13 protein-coding genes and 1 pseudogene are annotated in these 14,755 nt (G+C 35.2%); 3 read left to right on the plus strand and 11 right to left on the minus strand.

Going from position 1 to position 14,755, the window contains the following annotated elements; genetic code table 11:
- The first annotated feature begins 609 nt into the window (after positions 1-609).
- Entirely contained in the window at positions 610-3,813 is a 3,204-nt protein-coding gene (gene carB / locus M9426_RS01185; RefSeq protein WP_250342201.1) for a carbamoyl-phosphate synthase large subunit, read from the plus strand.
- A 124-nt stretch (positions 3,814-3,937) separates the two neighbouring features.
- Here carB and M9426_RS01190 read toward each other — a convergent pair whose 3' ends face one another.
- Positions 3,938-4,459, minus strand: a complete 522-nt coding sequence (locus M9426_RS01190) for a DUF3783 domain-containing protein (protein WP_250342202.1) — start codon at positions 4,457-4,459, stop codon at positions 3,938-3,940.
- A 186-nt stretch (positions 4,460-4,645) separates the two neighbouring features.
- On the opposite strand from M9426_RS01190, the pseudogene M9426_RS01195 reads away from it, so the two are divergent.
- Positions 4,646-5,086: pseudogene (locus tag M9426_RS01195) on the plus strand (LytTR family DNA-binding domain-containing protein).
- Between the two features lie 9 nt (positions 5,087-5,095).
- The gene (locus M9426_RS01200; RefSeq protein WP_148465777.1) at positions 5,096-5,548 is read left to right on the plus strand and encodes a DUF3021 domain-containing protein; all 453 of its coding nucleotides are present in this window, start codon (positions 5,096-5,098) and stop codon (positions 5,546-5,548) included.
- 98 nt (positions 5,549-5,646) lie between these two features.
- Here the strand turns inward: M9426_RS01200 and gloA are convergent, their stop codons facing one another.
- The 10 genes from gloA to M9426_RS01250 form a co-directional block, all read right to left on the minus strand.
- Positions 5,647-6,027 (minus strand): lactoylglutathione lyase, encoded by a 381-nt coding sequence (gene gloA, locus M9426_RS01205; protein WP_222847456.1) that lies wholly within the window; start codon positions 6,025-6,027, stop codon positions 5,647-5,649.
- Positions 6,028-6,230: 203 nt separating this feature from the next.
- On the minus strand, positions 6,231-6,914 hold the full coding sequence (locus M9426_RS01210) for a V-type ATP synthase subunit D (protein WP_148465773.1): 684 nt from the start codon (positions 6,912-6,914) through the stop codon (positions 6,231-6,233).
- On the minus strand, positions 6,914-8,338 hold the full coding sequence (locus M9426_RS01215; protein ID WP_250342203.1) for a V-type ATP synthase subunit B: 1,425 nt from the start codon (positions 8,336-8,338) through the stop codon (positions 6,914-6,916). The genes M9426_RS01210 and M9426_RS01215 overlap by 1 nt, the downstream gene beginning before the upstream one ends.
- Positions 8,331-10,100 carry a V-type ATP synthase subunit A gene (locus M9426_RS01220; protein ID WP_148465771.1) on the minus strand — a complete coding sequence of 590 codons (1,770 nt, stop codon included), beginning with the start codon at positions 10,098-10,100 and terminating at the stop codon, positions 8,331-8,333. Before M9426_RS01220 ends, M9426_RS01215 begins: the two co-directional genes overlap by 8 nt.
- A 27-nt stretch (positions 10,101-10,127) precedes the next feature.
- Complete coding sequence (locus tag M9426_RS01225; RefSeq protein WP_040541962.1) at positions 10,128-10,442, minus strand: V-type ATP synthase subunit F; 315 nt, start codon at positions 10,440-10,442, stop codon at positions 10,128-10,130.
- A complete protein-coding gene (locus M9426_RS01230) occupies positions 10,435-11,427 on the minus strand; it encodes a V-type ATP synthase subunit C (protein ID WP_005958084.1) in 993 nt (330 codons plus the stop codon). The genes M9426_RS01225 and M9426_RS01230 overlap by 8 nt, the downstream gene beginning before the upstream one ends.
- A 17-nt stretch (positions 11,428-11,444) precedes the next feature.
- Complete coding sequence (locus M9426_RS01235) at positions 11,445-11,993, minus strand: V-type ATP synthase subunit E (protein WP_250342204.1); 549 nt, start codon at positions 11,991-11,993, stop codon at positions 11,445-11,447.
- Between the two features lie 8 nt (positions 11,994-12,001).
- A complete protein-coding gene (locus M9426_RS01240) occupies positions 12,002-12,472 on the minus strand; it encodes a V-type ATP synthase subunit K (RefSeq protein ID WP_005958164.1) in 471 nt (156 codons plus the stop codon).
- Positions 12,473-12,482: 10 nt separating this feature from the next.
- On the minus strand, positions 12,483-14,432 hold the full coding sequence (locus tag M9426_RS01245) for a V-type ATP synthase subunit I (RefSeq protein ID WP_250342205.1): 1,950 nt from the start codon (positions 14,430-14,432) through the stop codon (positions 12,483-12,485).
- Positions 14,419-14,742: a hypothetical protein gene (locus M9426_RS01250; protein ID WP_250342206.1), complete on the minus strand. Its 324-nt coding sequence runs from the start codon at positions 14,740-14,742 to the stop codon at positions 14,419-14,421. Before M9426_RS01250 ends, M9426_RS01245 begins: the two co-directional genes overlap by 14 nt.
- Between the last annotated feature and the right edge of the window lie 13 nt (positions 14,743-14,755).

The following is a 14,755-nucleotide window of genomic DNA, read 5'->3' on the forward strand; positions in this document are numbered from 1 at the left end:
AATCATCATCTTTCATTTGATAAAAACTTAATCATTGAATAAAATCTAAATAATTATATCAATAGGAGATTTGCTTGTCAATTTAATGGCTAGAGGCCATTTCTAACCCTATGGGACTTTACAAAGTCTTACTACTTTTTAACTTTTATTACTTCATAAAGTCCTACTACTTTTTCATCCTTTGCGACTTTATAAATTTTTGTTGCTTTGTAAACTTTTACGACTTTATAGATTTTTGAGACTTCATAAATTTTTACAAATCTATAAATATTGATTAGCTCATATTTTATTATGACCCTAAGGTCTTCTTCTCCTTTATAAGTTTTTGTAAGCTTATATTTCTTAATTAAATAATATAAATTCACAAATAAAATTTTATTACGTCCTCAAAGCTAGTTAATAAAAATATTTTTTAATTTATAAAAAGTTCTTGCAATTGAATCTAAAAAGTGATTTAATGTTAAAGATAAAAAAATAAAAAATCAGTCCAAGGACTGACGTTAATCATGTCCTTGTGCATGATTTTTTTTTGAGCAAATTTAATTACATAAATTTTTTTTGCCCATTTTTAAGAATGTTTGATCTTTTATTTGGAAAAAGGAGAAAAAAATGCCAAGAGATAATTCAATTAAGAAGACGCTAGTAATAGGATCTGGACCCATTGTCATAGGTCAGGCTGCTGAGTTTGACTACTCAGGTACACAAGCTTGCGAAACTCTAAAGAATAATGGAGTTGAAACTGTTCTTGTAAACTCAAATCCTGCTACTATTATGACAGACAAGGGTGTTGCCGATAAGATTTACATCGAACCAATTACCATTTCCTTTATTGAAAAAATTATAAAAAAGGAAAGACCTGACTCATTAATAGCTGGTATGGGTGGACAAACTGGTCTTAACATGACCCTTGAACTAGACAAACGTGGAATTCTTGACAAGTATGGAATAAAAATTATTGGTACTGATATTGATGCCATAAAGAAGGGCGAAGACAGAGATATTTTTAGAAAGACAATGCAAGAGATTGGAGAACCGATTATTGAATCTGAAATTGCAACAAGCCTTGAAGAAGGTAAAGCACTTGCAAAGAAAATTGGTTACCCGCTTGTTGTTAGACCTGCCTACACTCTAGGAGGAACTGGAGGCGGCTTTGCTTACGACGAAGAAGAACTTGTTGAAGTTTTATCTCACGGTCTTAGCCTTAGCCCAGTAAATGAATGTCTTCTTGAAAAATCTATTCGTGGCTGGATGGAAATTGAGTTTGAGGTAATAAGAGACTCTGCCGGCGAAAAAATTATTGTCTGCGATATGGAAAATGTAGACCCAGTTGGAGTTCACACAGGAGACTCCATAGTTGTTGCCCCTTGCCAAAGTCTTGATAAGGATGTTCTACAAAAGTTAAAGAATTCTGCCTTAAATATAGTAGAAAATGTAAATGTTGTTGGCGCTTGTAATGTCCAACTTGCTCTTAACCCTGAAACTCTTGATTATGCAGTCATAGAAATTAACCCAAGGGTTTCTCGTTCATCTGCTCTTGCATCAAAGGCAACAGGCTACCCAATAGCAAGAATTGCAACAAAGATTGCCCTTGGCTTAAATCTAAATGAAATCCAAAATGAAACTACTGGCGAAACAATAGAAACTTACGAACCTTCTTGTAACTATGTAGTTGTTAAAATTCCTAAATGGCCTTTCGACAAGTTCAAGTATGCCAATAGAAAGCTTGGCACAAAGATGATGGCAACTGGCGAAGTTATGTCAATTGGCTCATCCTTTGAAGAAGCCCTCTTAAAGGGTATAAGATCTCTTGAAATTTCCAAATTCTCTCTTGAATCAAAGTTTTCTGAAGAAAGGACTACTGAAGAATTAAAGAAGAGAATAAAATTCCCTGATGATGAAAGACTATTTGATGTTGCAGAAATCATTAGACGTGGTCTTTCTATTGAAATGATTCACGACATAACAGGCATTGACCTCTACTTCTTGGAAAAAATCGAAAATATTGTTCACGAAGAAGAAAATCTTAAGAAGTTAAGCCTTGACACAATGACTCCTGAAGAATTATCTAAGCTTAAGAAGCTAGGCTTCTCAGACAAGACTATTGCTTCTGCTCTTGGCGTAGATATTGATAAGGTAGTAGACCTTCGTATTAAGAACAAGATCCTTCCTAACTATAGAAGAGTAGACACATCTCCTTTTAGAAAAAACGGTGCCTACTATTACTCAACTTATGAAAAGACAGACGAAAATATAATTTCTGACAAGAAAAAAATAATTGTAATAGGATCTGGCCCAATAAGAATTGGTCAAGGTATTGAGTTCGACTACTGCAGTGTTCACGCAATCAAGGCCTTAATCAAAATGGGAATCGAAACAATTACAATAAACAACAACCCAGAAACTGTTTCAACTGACTTCGACACATCAGACAAGCTTTACTTTGAACCCCTTACAGAAGAAGAAGTTAAATCAATAATTGACACAGAAAAACCTATGGGAGTTATCCTAGCCTTTGGTGGTCAAACTGCAATTAAACTTGCAAAATATCTTCACGAACAAAAGGTAAATATCTTTGGAACAGACTTCGAAGACATTGACAGGGCTGAAGACAGAGAAAAGTTTGATGAAATGCTTGAAGAATTAAAGATCAACAGACCTAAGGGCCATGGAGTCTTTAATATAAAAGAGGGACTTGAAACTGCAAAGGAACTTGGCTACCCACTACTTGTTAGACCATCCTATGTACTTGGTGGTCAAGGTATGCAAATAACTTATGACGAAAACAGCCTTATGACTTACCTAAAGAGTGCCTTCGAAAGAGATGCAATTAACCCAGTCCTAATTGACAAGTACCTAGTAGGTCGTGAAATCGAAGTTGATGCAATTTCTGATGGCGAAGATGTATTAATACCAGGAATCATGGAACACCTTGAAAGAGCTGGAGTCCACTCTGGCGACTCAATAACAATTTATCCAAGCATTAACATCTCCAGTGAAATCAAAGACAAGATTCTTGACTACACAAAGAAAATTGCCAAAGCACTTCACGTTAAGGGCATGATTAACATCCAATTCATTGAATACAAAAATGACCTTTACATCATAGAAGTAAATCCTCGTGCATCAAGAACAGTTCCTTACATCTCAAAGGTTTCTGGAGTGCCAATAGTTGACCTTGCAACAAAGACAATGCTTGGCGAAAAGTTAAAAGACCTTGGTTATGGTACAGGAATTTACAAAGAACCAAAACTAATAGCTGTAAAGGTACCAGTATTCTCCATGTCAAAACTCAACAGGGTAGAAATTTCTCTTGGACCTGAAATGAAATCCACTGGCGAAGTTCTTGGAGTTGGAAAAGATATTGACGAAGCACTTTTCAAGGGCTTCTTGGCAGGAGGCTCTGCAATAGAGGACAAGGCCTCTCGTGTACTTGCAACTGTAAATGACAACGACAAGGAAGAATTCTTAGGAATCGCTAAGACAATGAATGAAATGGGCTACAAGATTGTGGCAACAAAGGGAACTTGCAAATTCTTAAAAGAAGCAGGAATTGATGCAAAAGAAGTTGGCAAGATTAACGATCCAAGACCAAACATCCTTGATGTAATAAGAAATGGCGAAATCGACTTAGTAGTTAACACTCCAACAAAGGGTGGCGACTCAACAAGAGACGGATTCAAAATTAGAAGAATGGCTACAGAATACGGCATCGACATAGTGACATCCCTTGACACCCTAGCAGCAAGAGTAGCAGTTAAAAACAAAAAATTCCATGAAGAAAACATGGACATCTACGACATAACAGAATTTTAAATTTAGATTATTATAAGACATAAAAATAAAAAACCTCGGTGTAATAAAAACATCGAGGTTTTCTTTTGATTTTTTCACTTTATAAACTCAATTTTAAAATAACCAGAAATCTCTGGGCCTAAGCTTATTTTATATTTAATTTTTCTCTTAAGTCCCTTATGTCCTTGTCGATTTTTTCTTCGTCAAGTTCTCTGTCTCTATTTTCCATAGCCCTATCAACAAGGTCCTTTAAGTCTTGGTCTATTCCTTTTTCGAGTTTTTCAAGGGCAAGTTTAACGAGTCCACCAAGTTCTCTAAATTTAGTTACCACCCTGTGCTCATCTGCAATGTGTCCCATTAAAAATCCAAAGGTCCATTCTGCATTAGTCTTTGTTAAGACACACTTGTGGTCCACCATAACTCCTCTGTCTTTAAGACTTAGTAAGAAGTCACGAAGCTCTTCCCTATCCATGTCTGGAAAAACCATAAGCTTTTCTTCTGCTTCAAGGCTTTCATTTTTGCTTAGGTCTTCCTGGAAAAGTTCTCCAACTTTTTCTTCTAGATTTTCCTTGTTTATTTTATTTAATTCAATTCCAAAGTCCCTTGCAACTTCTTCAGTGATTTTTGTCTTTTCAATATCTAACCCATATAATAAAATTTTCTTCATTTAAACACCTCTGTATTAGTTTACCCAATTTTAATTTATTTATTGCCTTTATTATCTTTGTAATTTTTATGAAATGAATTTAGAAACTCTTTTATTTTTCCACTTACATTAAATTTTCGACCACTTAGATAAGTTTTATTTACTTTTCTTCACAATGATTTATATTATAAGTAAAGGAGGTCGGAAATGGATTTTGAAATTAAAATAGATGAAAATTTTAAGTTGCCCAAGGCTGTGGTTTATACTGATAAACTTACGGAAGAAGTTTTAAGGCTTAAGTCCTTTGTCCTAGAAAATTCTGATAATATTTTGCTTGCCCATCTTGGCGAGAAGATTAAAATTTTAAATCCCAGCAAGATTTATAGGATTTATACAGAGGATTCAAAAGTTTTTGCTGAGTCTATAGATGAAAAATTTCAGATAAAGAAAAGAATTTATCAACTTGAAGATGACTTAAAGCTAAAAAAGTTTGTGCGAATATAAAATTCTGAACTAATTAACCTAAACTTAGTCGATAGCTTTGATTTATCTTATTCGGGAACTATTTCTGTCATTATGAAAAATAAGTCCAGAACCTTTGTCTCTCGAAGATATGTGAAAAAAATTAAGGAAACTCTTGGTATATGAGGTGATTTTATGAAAAAAATTGTTAGTCAAATTATAAATGGCATTTTAATTTGTGAATTTGTATTACTTGTCATTTCAATTTTTATGTCCTACATTTTTTTGGATGGGGGTTTTACCCTAGCTAACCCTGACTTAATAGAAAGTTCTGCTTCTGTATTCTCTGCAAGCCTTTCTTCCATCTGCCTTACGGGACTTCTTGGCATAGTTTTTAGCCTTGCATCTCTTGTTTGGAAAGAAGAAAAATTTTCTATTTTAAAAAGGACAATCATCCACTTCTTTTTAACTGCCTTTACAATAAGCTTTGTTGGTTATAAGTTATTTTGGTTTCAAAGATCCCTTCAATCCTTGTCAATCTTCTTTGCTACTTACTTTTTAATCTACCTTGCTATTTGGTTTATTGAATACACAATTTTCAAAAGGGACGTAGAAAAATTAAATTCAAAATTAAAAAATAATATGTAAAAAAAACCACCTTATAAATTTGAACTGACCCCAAAAGTTGAACTTAAAAACTAACTAGAGTAGATCACTTCAATTTTATTTCACAAGGTGGTTATTCTTTATTTATTTTTTTCTCCAATTACTTCAATTTTATATCCGTCTGGGTCTTTTACAAAGAAGTAGGAATCTGATTTGTCAGAAAGAGCCTTAAGCTCTGTTACATCATATCCCTTCTCCTTTAATTCTTCTCTAAAGGATTTGATATCTGGATGAGAAATTGCAATGTGACCGTATCCATCACCAATTGTGTAATCTCTTCCATCGTAGTTATAAGTTAACTCTAATTCAAAGGGTGAGTCCTCTAACTTTAAATACAAAAGTGTGAATTCATCTTCTGGAAAGTCCTTGCGTCTTGATTCAACAAAACCCAGTGCTTCTTTGTAAAATTTTTCTGATCTTTCTAGGTCTTTAACCCTAATCATCGTGTGTAAAAATTTCATATCTCCCTCCTTCTCCATTATCTCGTATTTCTTTTCTATAATTTATTTATAACCAAAAGTTAGCTTACTTACACATAAGTGCCCTTTCTTAATTAATGGATGAGTCTGTAATAATGTATAACAAATTAATAAGAAGTAGCTTTATGTTTTTCTTGGACCAACAAAAGAAAAAAGCCAGAGAATTTTCTCTAGCTTTATTATTCTTATGCGAGTTCTGCATTTACTTTTTCAGATTTTTCTTCCTTCATCTCTTCCTTTGAGATGATGTCCTTAACCTTCATTAGCCTTGTTATATTTGCTCTTTCACTTTCATCAAGCTTTGAGCGAATATATTTTATAGTTTCTTCTAGGTCTGGAATTGTTTTGTACTCAAGGGCGTTTACCCTTCTCCTTGTTTTTTCAATTTCGTTGGCAAGAAGTTGGGACGCCTTTTCTTTTTGAGTTAGAGTCAACAACTCTTCCATAACTTCTGTAAGATTATCTATTGCTGAGTCAAGGTCTGAAGTTGTCTGAGCATATCCATAGGGATATCTTGAAGCATCTTCTGATGTCTTCTTTGTGATAAACTCCATCTCGGGCACGTCAACAGACATTACATTTTTCTTTCTTATATCAACAAGAGTCTTTGTCGTTGGAAGGGCAATAGCTTCTTCTAACATCTCTGGACTCATGGCAGCTGATGCCATTAAGAAGGCCTTAAAGGAATCTTGAAGTTTGTCTTCAACTTCAAGTCTTAACTTTTTATTTTCTTTGATAAGAGTGATGAACTGTCTCATAAGTTCATCTTGCTTGTCCTTTAAAAGTTTGTGGCCTCTCTTTGAAGTTTCAAGTTTAGTCTTTAGAATGGATAAGTTCATCCTTGTGGGGTTTATATTTAGTCTTGCCATTATAATCCCTCATTTTCTAAATTTTTAGGATCCTTAGAATCCTCCTCTTCATTCTCCTTATCGCCCAAATATTTTTCAATTAATTTGTCGTCAATTCTCTTTAGCTCTGTCTTAGGAATTATAGATAGAAGTTCCCAACCTAGATTTAGGGTTTCATGTATAGACCTATTTGTTTCAAAACCTTGAGATACATATTGTTTTTCAAACATGTCTGCAAATTGTGCAAAGGCCTTGTCAGTTTCTGTAAGGGCAGTTTCCCCTAGAATTGCAGAAAGTTCCTTTGCTTCCTTACCTGCTGTGTAAGCAGCGTAAATTTGGTTCATTGTATCTGCGTGGTCTTCACGAGTCTTTCCTTCACCAATTCCCTTGTCCTTAAGTCTTGATAGGGATGGGATTGCGTTAATTGGTGGTTCAAGACCTTGTTTAAATAATTGAGTTGATAGGATTATTTGTCCCTCTGTGATATAACCTGTCAAGTCAGGGATTGGGTGAGTGATATCCCCTTCTGGCATTGTCAAGATAGGAATTTGTGTAATAGATCCTTCTCTACCCTTAATTCTTCCAGCTCTTTCGTAGATACCTGCAAGGTCTGTGTATAAATAACCTGGGTAACCACGTCTACCTGGAACTTCTTTTCTTGCTGCGGAAACTTCTCTTAGGGCTTCTGCATAGTTTGTCATATCTGTTAAGATAACAAGAACGTGCTTGCCTTGTTCAAATGCTAAATATTCTGCTGCAGTAAGGGCCATCTTTGGTGTTGCAAGTCTTTCAATGGCTGGGTCATTGGCAAGGTTCATAAATAGAACTGCTCTGTCAATGGCTCCTGTTTTTGTGAAGTCATCAATAAAGTATTGAGCTTCTTCAAAGGTAATACCCATAGCTGCAAAGACAACGGCGAAGTCTCCACCAGAAAGTACTGTCGCTTGTCTTGCTATTTGAGCTGCAAGTTCGTTGTGAGGAAGTCCTGCTTCAGAGAAAATAGGAAGCTTTTGTCCCCTAACAAGAGTGTTAAGTCCGTCAATTACAGATACTCCTGTTTGAATAAATTCTGAAGGGTAGTCTCTAGATACTGGGTTAATTGCAGTACCATTAATATCAATTTTTTCTTCTGGAATAATTTTTGGACCATCATCAATTGGTTCTCCAAGTCCATCAAAAACTCTACCAATCATATCAGGTGAAACTCCAAGTTCAAGAGGCTTACCTAGGAACCTAACACTTGTGTCCTTAAGGTTGATTCCACTGGAACCTTCAAAGATTTGCACCATGGCCTTGTCGCCTTCGATTTCTATTACACGACCACGTCTTTTTTCTCCATTTTGCAGCTCAATGTCAACTAATTCTTCATAGGCTGCACCTTCTACACCTTCTACAGTCATAAGAGGTCCAACAACTTCTGTTACTGATTTATATTCTTTAAGCATCTGTATCACCGACCTCTACTAAATTCTTAAGTTGACTATCAATTTTGTCCTTTATTTCATCAAGTTTTTCCAACTCATCATTTGGGACATACTTCATTCTTGCTATGTTTTCTTTAACTTCAAGCTCTTCAATTTCGCTAAAGTAAGCTCCCTTAACAAGGGCTTCTTGTCCCCTATCGTAGAAGTAAAGAATTGTGTCTAGCATCTTAAATTGTTTTTCTAGTGGACAGAAGGTATCGACATCATGGAAGGCATTTTGTTGTAAGAAGTCTTCACGAATTGACTTACTTGTGTGTAACTTCATTTGATCTTCATCAGAAAGTGAATCACGACCAACAAGCCTTACTACTTCAAGTAAAGAAGTTTCTTCTTGTAAAAGTGCCATGGATCTCTTTCTAAGTTTAGAAAATCTTCTGTCTATATTTTCATCTAGATAAGCATCAATCTTTGGTTGATACAAAGAATAAGAATCTATCCAGTTAATTGCTGGGAAGTGTCTTTGATATGACAAGTCATAGTCGAGCTTCCAGAATATTTTTACAATTCTAAGTGTGTTTTGTGTAACTGGTTCAGAAATATCTCCACCTGGAGGAGAAACTGCACCTATAACTGATAAGGCACCTTCTCTTTCTTCTTTACCATTTACAAGAACACGTCCTGCTCTTTCATAAAATTCTGCAATTCTTGATGCAAGATAAGCTGGGTAACCTTCGTCACCAGGCATTTCTTCAAGACGACCAGACATTTCACGAAGTGCCTCTGCCCAACGAGATGTTGAGTCAGCCATCATGGCAACAGAATATCCCATATCTCTAAAGTATTCAGAAATTGTTATTCCTGTATAAATTGATGCTTCACGAGCAGCAACTGGCATGTTAGAAGTGTTGGCAATGAGAACTGTCCTCTTCATAATAGATTCACCAGTAGTTGGGTCCATTAATTCTGGAAATTCCATAAGTACGTCTGTCATTTCGTTTCCACGTTCGCCACAACCAACATACACAACTATTTGCGCATCTGCCCACTTAGCAAGTTGATGTTGTACAACTGTCTTACCTGAACCAAAAGGTCCTGGTATAGCTGCAGTACCACCCTTAGTTATTGGGAAGAAGGTATCAATTACCCTTTGTCCTGTGATAAGTGGTTCCTTAGGGTCAATCTTTTTCTTGTAAGGTCTTCCCTTTCTTACAGGCCACTTTTGTATCATGTTAAGTTCCTTGTCGCCCTCTTCAGTTTCAATAACTGCAACTGTATCAGCAACTGTAAAGGAACCTTCTTTTATGTCCTTGACCCTTCCCTTTATTCCATTGGGAACCATAATCTTGTGAGTTACCACTGGAGTTTCTTCTACTGTACCAAGAACATCTCCTGGTTCAACTTCATCTCCAAGATTGGCAACTTTTTTAAATTCCCATTTTTTATCTCTATTTAAAGGATTTACTGTGACTCCTCTTTCTAGAAAGTCTCCGGCTTCGTCTCTAAGTCCAACTAGGGGTCTTTGGATTCCATCAAACATTTGCTCAATCATTCCAGGTCCTAGTTCTACAGATAAGGGTGCTCCTGTTGTATAAACTTCATCTCCAGGTCCTATGCCTGTAGTTTCTTCGTATACTTGAATAGAGGCCTTGTCCCCTCTCATTTCAATAACTTCACCAATTAGTTTGTCTTTAGAAACTTCTACCACGTCATAGACATTGGCATCTTCCATGCCAGAGGCTACGACAAGTGGTCCGGATACTTTAATTATCTTTCCTGATTTCAATAAAGCTCCTCCTTTATAAAAAGGTGACTAGTCACCTAATATATTCGCTCCAACTGCCTTTTCCACATTTTTATTTAAGTTCTTCATACCAATGCCAAGAGTTCCCTTATTAGACGGGATAACTATAATGGCTGGTATTAACTCATCATTATATCTTTCAATTGTCTTTGGAATTTTTGCTGCAAGATCTTCTGTGATATAAATTACACCATAATCTTCCTTTGCAAGACTATCTACTAGTCTTCTCGCTTCCTTATCTTCATAAGCAACAAAGACATCAATGCCTATTGCCTTAAAAGATAAAACCGAGTCCTTGTCTCCTACAACTGCAATTTTATACATAACTATCACGCAACTTTTCTCTTATAAATTCACCATCAAGCCCATTTAACTTAGAAACTAAAATAATTCTTAAGTTTTTAATTTCCATTTCCTTTGCCAAGACATTGGCAAAAATAACTTCTGGACCATAGGTAATGTATCTTACATCTTTAATAAGGTCTATAAAGTAATTGTCCATCTCCCTCTCAAAGTTTGATAGGGTTCCCTTTTCTTTAAAATCGTCAAGGCCATCCTTTATATACTTATAAATATCAAGCTTCTTGAAGGCTTCAGTATCTGAAGAATTTTCCCTATTTAATAAATCAAGATAGGCTTCTTCTCTTAGCTTGCCTCCAGGAACAATAATGTGTTTTAAAAATTCCACATCCTTTTCCTGTTTTTTTGCCCTGAGAAGTGTCCTAATATTTGTAAAATCAATTAGATTTTTTGCGTAATTTATAAATAGGTCAACTTCAGATTCTTCTGCAAGGTCAAGCAGGTCCTTAAAGTAGGCATTGTCAAGATATATATCAATAATTTGAGGGTCCTTCTTTTCTTCGTAGGCTTCCTCAATTTTTCCTATAAGTTCAAAATATTTATTTCTCTTGCTACTCTTTAAGATTCCATCTCTGTATTCCTTGATATCAAAGCCACCAATCGTCATAAAAAGTTCCTTTAAATCTTCTTCACCAATCTTTTCCTTAATTAGGACCTTTAGATTGTGGTAGAAGTATTTTAAAGTAACTAGGTCCACGGGAATCCTAGATGGAGAAATGTCATAGACCTCATCATAGAATCTCGTGAGTTCCTCTTTTAAGATGACTTCATATTCTGTGGGAGAAGATATTTTATTTATAAACTTGTTATAAACTGTATCAGATAGAGATCTAAGTGCGTCTTCCAAAGTATCTTGTTCAGATATCCTTATAAAGTTTTCACTTTTTAAAAGTTCCTTTTCCAAAACTCTCAGCCTTGTGGAACTTTGGATAAATTTATTTCTATCCATTAAATCACCTTTTCCTCTTAACTGAATAGTTTTTCAGCTAAAAATTTCTCTAAATCTTCTCTCTCAGATTTTACAAGAGACCTAAAATCTCCATTGTAAATTAAGTTGTCCTTGTTTAGGACAAATCCACTTTTCATATCCTTGTCAGATATTTTAAATCCAAGGTCTGCCTTTTCTACAGCATCCCTATATTTTTTTGGAATATCAATAGTGCCGCCCTTGAGGTTTTCGTCTCCTAAATTATTTTTTAGGAATTTAACAAAATCATCTTCCGATAAGTTTTCAAGTTCTTCAACAACTTTATCAAGGACTTCATCAATTATCCTATTCTTCTCAGATAAAATTTTGTCCCTTGCCTTAAGTTCTTCTGATGACTTACTTCTCTTGAAGATATCTTCTCTTTCTCTCTCGGCGATCATATCGATTTTATTGGCAAGAAATCTGCCATCTTCTTCTCTATTTTCTATAATACTTGTTTTTTTCTCTTCAGCTTCTTTTATTATAAGTTGGGATTTTTCCTCTGCATCCTTAATTATTTTATTTAAAATATTTTCAAGTCCTGCCATAGTATCACCTAGGCTCTAAATAGGATAAAGAATGAAATTGCAAAGGCAAGAATAGCGTAAAGCTCAACCATTACTGCAAAGATAATACCCTTTGCTTGTTGTTCTTCGTTTTTAGCAAGGATGTTGATACCTGCAACAGATACCTTACCTTGAGCAACTGCAGATACAAGTCCAGCAAGACCAATTACAGCACCACTTGCTAGGTACATAAAACCTGTGTTAACTGGTGTCTCAACAGAAAGTCTAAAAAGAATAAATAGTCCAATTACGAAACCGTAAAGACCTTGTGTACCTGGAAGCAATTGAAGTACTAGTGACTTACCAAACTTTTCTGGTTCATCAATTACAACTCCTGCAGCAGCTTCCCCTGCCATACCTACTCCCTTAGCAGACCCTGCACCAGCAAGTGCAACTGCTAAAAAGATTCCAATTGATCCTAAAATCAATCCGCCAAATTCTTCCATTAGTCCATTAAACATATAAATCCTCCTAGTCTATATTAAAGTAATCTGAGTTTTCTATCATTTTTTTGAAAGGTATGCCTCCACCTTCATAGAATTTATTAAACATTTCTACATAAGTAAGCCTTGCTGTGTGAACATAAGCTGACAAATAAGAAAGAAAGGCATTAAATAATTGGAATACCACAAAAATAACTATAGCAAATAACTTGCCAAGTATATTTGATTCAAAGAGCATTCCTGCAATCATATTTATGGCAAGTCCCAAGAAGGAACCTGATAAAACTAGCGCCATAAGTCTTAGGTAAGATACAAAGTCCCCAAGATAAGATGTGATTCCGTATAGAGAATAAACTCCCCAACCAATCTTAGCTCCAGTCGACTTTTCATCCCTGCCACCTGTTGCTACGATTCCAACCATACCAATGATCATTATAATCATGAGTAGCTTGCCATAAGGCGCAACTTGTGGAAGGAACTTCCCTAAAATAAATCCAATTGCTCCCAAGACTGCCATGTACCAAAAGCCTACATCATATAGGGCATCCTTTGGCTTCCCGTCACGTATATTCATATAAGCCTTGATGCCAAGACCAAAGAATATGTGAATTCCACCTAGGATGACAGAAAGGATTACCAAAAGTGTAGAATCCTCTGCTGGGTCAATCAAGCTTGGAAATTCGATAATTCCTCCAAAGAAGGAACCAAATACTAGACCAAATATAATTGTTGAAATAGATAAGTAATTGAAAAACTTGAAAAACCTTCTCTTCTTATCTGTTAACTTGAACTTCTTTAGGGCAAAAAATGTTGCCAAAAATACTAAGATACCATATCCAAAGTCACCAACCATTATCCCTGCAAATATAAAATAAAAAGGTGCAAAGAAAGGTGTTGGGTCTATTTCGTTGTATCTCGGCATGGAGTACATTTCTGTCATAATCTCAAAGGGACTTACAAAGGCGTTATTCTTAAGTAAGATTGGAACCTCTTTTGAATCCCTTTCAGGATCTTCTGCCCTAAGATAGTAGTTGTCCTTGCAAACTTTTTGGATTTCCTTTTCTAAGTCACTAAGTTTATCTTCTGGAACATAACCCTCAATTAGGTTTACTTCTGTAGTTTTCAAAAACTTCCTCTCAGACATTATTTTTATCTTTTCATTTCTATAATGTTCATAAGAGTACTTAAAATCTTCTAGGTATTTTAAATAAGTCCTTAATTCGTCCTCAATCTTATTGTTTTTTTCAAAAAGTAAATCTTTATCTTTCTCATAGAATCCTATCGTATCTTTGACTTTTCCATCTGACTTGATATTTATAGGAGTGAATCCATAACTTGTCATGAGAGCCTTAATTTCTTCATCTATGGATTTTTCAACTATCATTAAATAGTAGTTAAAATTTTTGTCCTTAGATACTCTTTCAAGGTAAGCCAAGTCATTTTTTATAACTTCTCCCTCAAAGTCATCTGCATGATTTGATGATACTGTTCCTGTGTAAATGTTTACAGAACCCAGCTTACTTAGGTCTTTCAAGGAAGAAGATAAGTCCTCCCAAGGTTTTAATTCTGCAATTTTTGAATCAATGTTTTGAATCTTGCTCTTGTTTTTATCTTTTTTATCAACTAGATTCCTTATCTCTCCATCAATTTTTTCAAAGGGGAAAGTCATGGCTCTAGCCGTAAGTTCTTCAAGGCTTATGTTACTAACCCCATCCATCATGACCTTTATTGGGTTTTCCTTGTCCTTAAACTTAAGTAAAAGATCAATATCTTCCTTGGATCTCTTGATTTTGTCATCAATATCAATTAAATCTTCTGATGACCTAGGTCTTGTGAAATCATCTTCTGAAAAGTTGTCCTCATCAAAATCAGACTCGTCAATGTGAACATAGTTAAACTTTTGAAATTTATTTATCAAATTTTCCCTGTTCTCATCAAAGATAAAGAGTTTGAATTTTTTCATCTTAACTATTGCCATTATTCACAATCCTCTCTACCACTGACTTTACAACTTCAGCTTCTCTGCCTTTAGAATTTTTAGAAATTTCAGCAATTTTTTTATCTGCCTCAGCACCTATGGGTTTAATAGCTTCTCCAGCTTCAAGTCTTGCCTTTTCAACATAGGCATCCTTTCTATCTCTGGCTTCATCAACTATCTTTTGATAGGCTTCTTCGGCTTCCTCTCTTGCCTTATCCATGATTTCCTTGGCTTTAACTTCAGCATCGCCAATTATTTTTTTTGCCTCAGCTTCAGTGTCTTTAACTCTTTTTACTGCATCATCTGACACTAAATCACCTCCA

It is taken from the genome of Peptoniphilus genitalis (genome assembly GCF_023614525.1).
In the GTDB taxonomy this organism is placed as follows: domain Bacteria; phylum Bacillota; class Clostridia; order Tissierellales; family Peptoniphilaceae; genus Peptoniphilus_A; species Peptoniphilus_A genitalis.

Coding starts and splice junctions, on each gene's coding strand:
- M9426_RS01245 (WP_250342205.1), bottom strand. CDS start 14,432: ATGGCAATAGTTAAGATGAAAAAATTCAAACTCTTTATCTTTGATGAG.
- M9426_RS01210 (WP_148465773.1), bottom strand. CDS start 6,914: ATGGCAAGACTAAATATAAACCCCACAAGGATGAACTTATCCATTCTA.
- M9426_RS01240 (WP_005958164.1), bottom strand. CDS start 12,472: ATGTTTAATGGACTAATGGAAGAATTTGGCGGATTGATTTTAGGATCA.
- M9426_RS01200 (WP_148465777.1), top strand. CDS start 5,096: ATGAAAAAAATTGTTAGTCAAATTATAAATGGCATTTTAATTTGTGAA.
- carB (WP_250342201.1), top strand. CDS start 610: ATGCCAAGAGATAATTCAATTAAGAAGACGCTAGTAATAGGATCTGGA.
- M9426_RS01190 (WP_250342202.1), bottom strand. CDS start 4,459: ATGAAGAAAATTTTATTATATGGGTTAGATATTGAAAAGACAAAAATC.
- M9426_RS01230 (WP_005958084.1), bottom strand. CDS start 11,427: ATGGATAGAAATAAATTTATCCAAAGTTCCACAAGGCTGAGAGTTTTG.
- M9426_RS01215 (WP_250342203.1), bottom strand. CDS start 8,338: ATGCTTAAAGAATATAAATCAGTAACAGAAGTTGTTGGACCTCTTATG.
- gloA (WP_222847456.1), bottom strand. CDS start 6,027: ATGAAATTTTTACACACGATGATTAGGGTTAAAGACCTAGAAAGATCA.
- M9426_RS01225 (WP_040541962.1), bottom strand. CDS start 10,442: ATGTATAAAATTGCAGTTGTAGGAGACAAGGACTCGGTTTTATCTTTT.
- M9426_RS01235 (WP_250342204.1), bottom strand. CDS start 11,993: ATGGCAGGACTTGAAAATATTTTAAATAAAATAATTAAGGATGCAGAG.